Below are 5,674 nucleotides of genomic sequence, written 5' to 3'. Positions count from 1 at the left end.
AGCCAGTTCTCCACTTTCCGCGCAGGAGCCGGGGACCCCATACGCAGTTCCATCTTGGTGTCCAAAGTCATTCCACACCTTTCGTCTCTTTTGTCGCGGAATATTTTCCAGTCAAAATCGGACACGGTCTCGAGGGCATTGCTCCCTCTCGCTTGCTTCAGCGGAGCTCTCACCGTGTTGCCGCACATCAAGCACGGCAAAGGGCATGCCAACCCTTCTTAGCTTCGGCAAGCGCCGGTACCGCCTTGAATAAGCGAGCCCTAACACGGCCAGCTGACGTTAACCTGAATGTCGGCTTTCGACGGCTCACCTTAGCGGCTGCCGTTTAGGAAGGTGAGAGTTTGGCTGGCCCGCTGGCGATAAGACCGGCTTCGGCGTCCTGGAGTAGTCGCACTTCGGCGATGGGGTCGAAAGTGCGGGAGAGGCTCGGTACCCTTGCAGCCACCGCCGCATGTGGCCCGGCGTCATAATTCGCGTCGCGGTTGCCAACGGCGGCGTTGGGCTCGATCCACGTGGCGTTGAGCCCGACAGCACGTAAAGCTGCATCGTGATTGAATGCCCTTTGCTGTTTCACGCCAAGCAGGAGTCGCGCGACGCTACCTTGCTCAAGCGCGAGCAGAGCGATCTGACGCCGTAGGAATATTGCTCGTCCCGCTTTTGCCGCCAGAGGCGGAAATCTTTCCTGAATGCCACCGCCGATCATCAATATCGACGAATCATATCCCGCTGCCCATTTGTTCGACTCCGAGGTCGGGCCAGCACTCCGTCAAGGGACGGTTGATGAACCCTAGATGCTCGGGATTGGCGCATGGCGCGCGCCGCAGAAGGCTGTCAAGGATGCGGCGCGCTCGCCAGGCCAGCAGCCCAAAGTTCGGATCAGCCAGCCCGCGCTGTCCAAGGCAGGCGTTCTGAACGAAAAGGCGTCGGTCTCGCGGTCCGTCCCAGTACACCGAAAAATCCTCGCCGATGGCGAGCTCATTGCCGATCTGTTCGAGGCGATCTGCGATCGGTTCTAGGAAACCCGGCAGCGGTTTCTCGTACCCGGTGGCCAGGATGACGATATCGGCGGTTACTTCTCCGATGTTGTCCAAGCCGCGTTGCAGCGTGAGCCTGTGCCCTGCTCCGGCATTGATGCAGCGCGACACGTTGCAACTTGGCCGCAATGTGATCTCGCATTGGTGTGGCTCGAGAAAGGCGTGGTGGTAGAGCGCCTGATAGACCGCGCGCAACTTGCTTTCTGAAATGCCCTCGGAGGCAAGCGCGAAACGCCGCAGGAACAGCTGTCGATGCACCTCGCTCATCGCAGCAAAACGATCCGAGAAGCATGGCGTGAACAGCCCGTTTGTGAACGCGTGGTCGTCGAAAGGCATCTCGCGCGTCAAGACCCATGTGATCGCCGCGGGCCGCCGTTCTTTCGGCCGGCCGACAAGGTGCAGTAGCAGCTCGGCTCCCGACTGTCCGCCGCCAACAACGCAGACATGCTTTTTTTGCACCTCAGGATTGATGTGGGCCAACTCAGATGAGTGGAACAGGTTGGGTCCAGTCCAGCCATGAAACTGAGGCGGAATTTGCGCCTGCTTGCCTATGTCGATGACGAGGTTTCTTGCATCAAGGACCGCGTTGTCCGTCCGCACGCGAAACTCGCCGTCAAAGCGGATTTCGCGAACGGCCTCGCCGCCACGGACAAGCGGATTCTTCTGGAACGCCCAGTTGAGATATTGGGCGAACTCGGCTCTAAGCACCCCGTGAAATTGCGCATTGAGGAAATTGTAAAGACGCCCGTTCTCGTGGAGGTAGTTTACGAATGTGTAGGCTGATCGCGGATTGACCAGAGTAACCAGATCCTGGAAGTGGCCGACCTGGAGCTCCGCGCAATCGAAAGCGCTGCCTGGATGTCCTCGGAAATCGACCTCCCGGTCCAGGAACAGTGCCCCTTGCGCAATCTCTTCCTGTATCTGACACGCAAGGCTCAAATTAGATGGTCCAGCACCCACACCAATACAAAAGAGGTCCACTTATCCTTACTCCTCTAGGAGTGTTTTCCAACTCAGCGGCATGTTGACGTCGATTGCCGGGCATTGAGCAATGCGAACCTCACAGGCATGCTTGAGCCGCGGTCCCGACTGAGAGGACAGCAAAAGCGTGTGCCGCCTTCCAGGTCTTGGGCTCAATGTCGGCGGCATCGACAGCGGCGCGGCGTGATCCGAACCCAAGAGCAGAAGGAAAGTGTGTGATGCTGTCGCGCGGCTCTTCCGGATCTTACGGCGGCTTCTAGCGCCGGCCTCCACCCCAGGAGTGGCTGTTTCCCTGCCACGACGGAAGCGGCTCTTTCTTTCGAGGGGCGTAACCATGGATAACGGCTCTTAATGCTTTCGGAGACTCCCATGCATGCGGCGTGCCGGATAAAGACCTGTCAAACCAACGAGTTCGCGCAGTTCCAGCTCGTCTGGAATCCGACATTGTCGCACGCCCGACGATCGGGCAGGGGAAGCTCCGCGGCAGCGGCCCTTGCACACCGCAGGCTGACAGGGACAGCCGCCGATTTGACGCGCGTCCGGGTACTGATAAGGGGCCTTCCAACAGGGTTCGCGCACGAGGCGGGGTCTCCTGGTACACCCGCCCTGTGGCTTGGCTGCGGTCTGCTGCAGCCGTTCGTCTTTACTGCCCGTTGCGGACGATCTCGCACGAGTTGGTTCACGAGAGCGTCGTGAAGCAGTCGAGGCGTCCGGTTTGGCTCTGACAAGCGTCGCAAGATGTTCGCGGATCCAGCCATGTCTCCGCAATCCGACCGGTAACCGACGACGACTTCGGACTGGTTGGCGGTCCTACGACCTGATCGGTGTTCCTACGGAGCTGATCAGCGAGCCAAAAACAGCGGCAATGTGGTCTTCCCAAAGCTCCAGCTCGGCGGACCGCCGAAAATCCGCTCACGCAGCCCACGGCTGCCATAAGCACCCATAACCATCATGTCAGCACAGATGTCGTTCGCGTGCTGGGTCAGCACTGTGCCCGCCGATTTGCCGGCGCTCTTAAGCAGGTCAACGGAGACCCGAGCACCGTGCCGAGTAAGATAGGCAGCGATGTCAGCTCCAGACTGCGCGCCTTTCCCGTTGTTTTGCGCCTTTGGATCGACCATAGCGACACAGACTTCCTTGGCAGCGGATAGGATACTAAGAGCTTCCCGAACCGCACGCGAGGCCTCTACACGCGAATCCCAGCCGACCAGCACGCGTCGAGGCGACAGCGTCGCCTTAACGCCCTTCGGCACGATGAGCACCGGCTTTCCGCTATCGAACAAGCAGCCGTTGACAACAGGAGGTCCGAGAGTCTCATCGTTGAGGAGGTCTCCTCCAACGATCGTCAGGTCAGCGCAGAGCGCCCGCTGTCGTGCCACTTCACCGAGGCTAGCCGGATCGCAATAGTCGGTGTCAACGTCACAGGAAAGCGACATAGCTTTCAGCCTTTTGAGGATATCCGCGGACCGTCTTTCCATTCTGGTCACGTCCTGTGAAAATTTCTCGATTTGCTGAAATCGATAGTTCGGTACTGCAATTGCCTGTGCACGTCCTGTATTCCATTCGGGGGGCGGAGACGACATCAAGAGCAATGGAGGCGGTATAATGAGTACCGATAGGTGCGCGCCGACCTCGGCACACAGTCCGGCAGCTGTTGTGAGGTCCTCATCAGAATGATCAGCACCCGTCACACTGAATATGCTTTTAAATTCCATTTGCCTGCTTCTCCTGGTCTTCGTTAGGAGCGCCTCAAAGCGGCAACACCGCTCTCAGGAGGAAGAGAGAGCGGCACCACGTTCGATCACCGATTTCAGTCGTCCGGCTTCTCGAGCGAGTAGCCGGCCGACCTGACGGTGCGAATGACGCTGCCGGGCAAGGCCGTTTTCAGCGCCCTCCTGATTCGGCTGATATGGACATCGACGGTGCGTGCACCGACATGAATGTTGGGCAGCCAGGCCGCCCCGATAAGCTCGTCCCGGCTGAAGACCTTGCCGGGGGCCTCAATCATAAGCCGCAGCACGTTGAAATCGATCCGTCCGAGATGGATGTCGTGGCCATTACCGCGAACCCGATGGGCATCGAGCTTCATCTCCAGGCCTCCACAACAAATCCAACTGTCGTTTTCAACCCCGTTCGGACCACGCTTGGTCAGCCCGAGCCTCGCCCGCAGGCAGTCGAGCAGCTTGGCCGGAGCCACCGGCCGCACAAAGCTCTCAACGCCTGCCTTCAAGAGATCGAGGTGCTGGTGCTCGGCGCCAGGCGCGATCAGGGCGATGATAGGCAGGTCGGTGGTGCGCGGTTCCCGCTTGAGGTGGGCGCAAATTGCGGACCCGTTTATGCTGGCTGGGTCGCAATCCAGCACTACGGCCTGAAGCTCCCGTTGTTCGGCCAAGGCCAGCGCAGCCTTCGCGCCGTCTGCCGTCTCACTGCTGAAACCGTCAACCTCCAGTATGTGGCTGTAGAGCAGATAGAACTCGGCATCTTGCGAGCAGATCAGGACCAGCGGCTTCTTCATCGGCGATACCCCAACAACCTGGTCGGCCTCGAGTCCCTGGATCGAGGGGACTGGCCAACATAGTTTCTCGGGTCCGTCATGATGGCCTTTCTCGAAAATCGCGCCCATCATGCCAGCGCCACGTGGGGAAAGGTTTCGATGACTGAAATCGCATCGTCGACCAGCTTCGTACCGGCCGTGGCGAGCTTCAGGAGCGTCTCGAAGCCAAACCGGTGGACATCGCGCAGCGTTTTGGACAAAACGACCAGCCGTCCGGTCGTGAAAAGCACCCGACCAAAACCCTCATGGCTCACCTGGATCATCGGCGATGCCATAAGGCCGCAGCGCTCCTCGATCGCAAGCCCGATGGCGGCGTAGTACTTGTCGAGCCTCCACAGCACGTCGGGATCGGGATCTCCGATGATTGGGATCCCTCGGCGCTGTTCCTTGGTAATGATGAAGTCGCCCAGCAGCTCAGCGTCCGCTTTGCGTTCCCACGAGCCATAGGAATCCTGAGAACGGATCAGCCGCACGAGGCATTTGACGAACGGGGTGCAAAGAGCCGCCTCGTCTTCGGCGACAGCTGGGGGGATTGCGGGGTCAGGCATTGGCGTCCTCCTCTTTTCAGTCCTCGTCCTCGAAGGACGGTTTCTTTTCGGCAATGCCCGCTCGCGCCAGCACCTTGCGCAGCCAAGGCGGAGGACACGTCCTGAGCATCATCTGCGTGCGCAAGAGCACCTGTGGGATCGATTGGGGCTCCGCCACTTTGATCGGGTGGATTTTTGCCGCGACAAGCTTGGCTGCCGAAGGGCCGCCAATTGCCAGACAAAACAGGATCTGACAGCCCTTGAGCGCATCCACCTTTGGCGTGATGCGATCATCGCGCTCGGCCCGATGCTCCCCGCTTTCATCGGACACGTCATCGAAGGCCACGGCTTCTACGAGATTCCATTCCTCGCGCGTCACGTCGTAGACAGCAAAGCGCCTGGCCGACCCGAAATGGGCGTTGAGGTCCTGCATGTCCTGAGTGGCGATCGCAACGCGCAATGCGCCCTTACGTCGTTCAGGCATCGGGGCGAAAACCTCACTACTGACCAGCGAGAGGCGGCGAACAGCGTTCATCGTGATATTTCTCGATTACGGAGTGGATCAAGCGCCTCAGGAG

Annotated in this window: 6 protein-coding genes; all 6 read right to left on the bottom strand. The window is 59.5% G+C overall.

Features of this window, described 5'->3' with window-relative positions:
* Positions 1 to 325: 325 nt before the first annotated feature.
* On the bottom strand, positions 326 to 706 hold the full coding sequence (locus tag EN884_RS23395; RefSeq protein ID WP_126080606.1) for a hypothetical protein: 381 nt from the start codon (positions 704 to 706) through the stop codon (positions 326 to 328).
* A 10-nt stretch (positions 707 to 716) separates the two neighbouring features.
* Positions 717 to 2,015 (bottom strand): SidA/IucD/PvdA family monooxygenase, encoded by a 1,299-nt coding sequence (locus EN884_RS23390; protein WP_063169368.1) that lies wholly within the window; start codon positions 2,013 to 2,015, stop codon positions 717 to 719.
* An 842-nt stretch (positions 2,016 to 2,857) separates the two neighbouring features.
* Positions 2,858 to 3,730 carry a universal stress protein gene (locus EN884_RS23385; protein ID WP_063169369.1) on the bottom strand — a complete coding sequence of 291 codons (873 nt, stop codon included), beginning with the start codon at positions 3,728 to 3,730 and terminating at the stop codon, positions 2,858 to 2,860.
* Between the two features lie 95 nt (positions 3,731 to 3,825).
* Positions 3,826 to 4,530: a response regulator transcription factor gene (locus EN884_RS23380; RefSeq protein ID WP_224571202.1), complete on the bottom strand. Its 705-nt coding sequence runs from the start codon at positions 4,528 to 4,530 to the stop codon at positions 3,826 to 3,828.
* Positions 4,531 to 4,637: 107 nt separating this feature from the next.
* Positions 4,638 to 5,117 (bottom strand): NifX-associated nitrogen fixation protein, encoded by a 480-nt coding sequence (locus tag EN884_RS23375; protein ID WP_024505267.1) that lies wholly within the window; start codon positions 5,115 to 5,117, stop codon positions 4,638 to 4,640.
* A gap of 16 nt (positions 5,118 to 5,133) precedes the next feature.
* The gene (gene nifX, locus EN884_RS23370) at positions 5,134 to 5,631 is read right to left on the bottom strand and encodes a nitrogen fixation protein NifX (protein ID WP_063169371.1); all 498 of its coding nucleotides are present in this window, start codon (positions 5,629 to 5,631) and stop codon (positions 5,134 to 5,136) included.
* Positions 5,632 to 5,674: the final 43 nt, after the last annotated feature.

This window comes from Mesorhizobium sp. M7A.F.Ca.AU.001.01.1.1, assembly GCF_004022735.1.
Lineage (GTDB): Bacteria > Pseudomonadota > Alphaproteobacteria > Rhizobiales > Rhizobiaceae > Mesorhizobium > Mesorhizobium ciceri.
The sequence above is the reverse complement of the archived record's forward strand: the minus strand, read 5'-3'. Positions and strand labels throughout refer to the sequence as shown.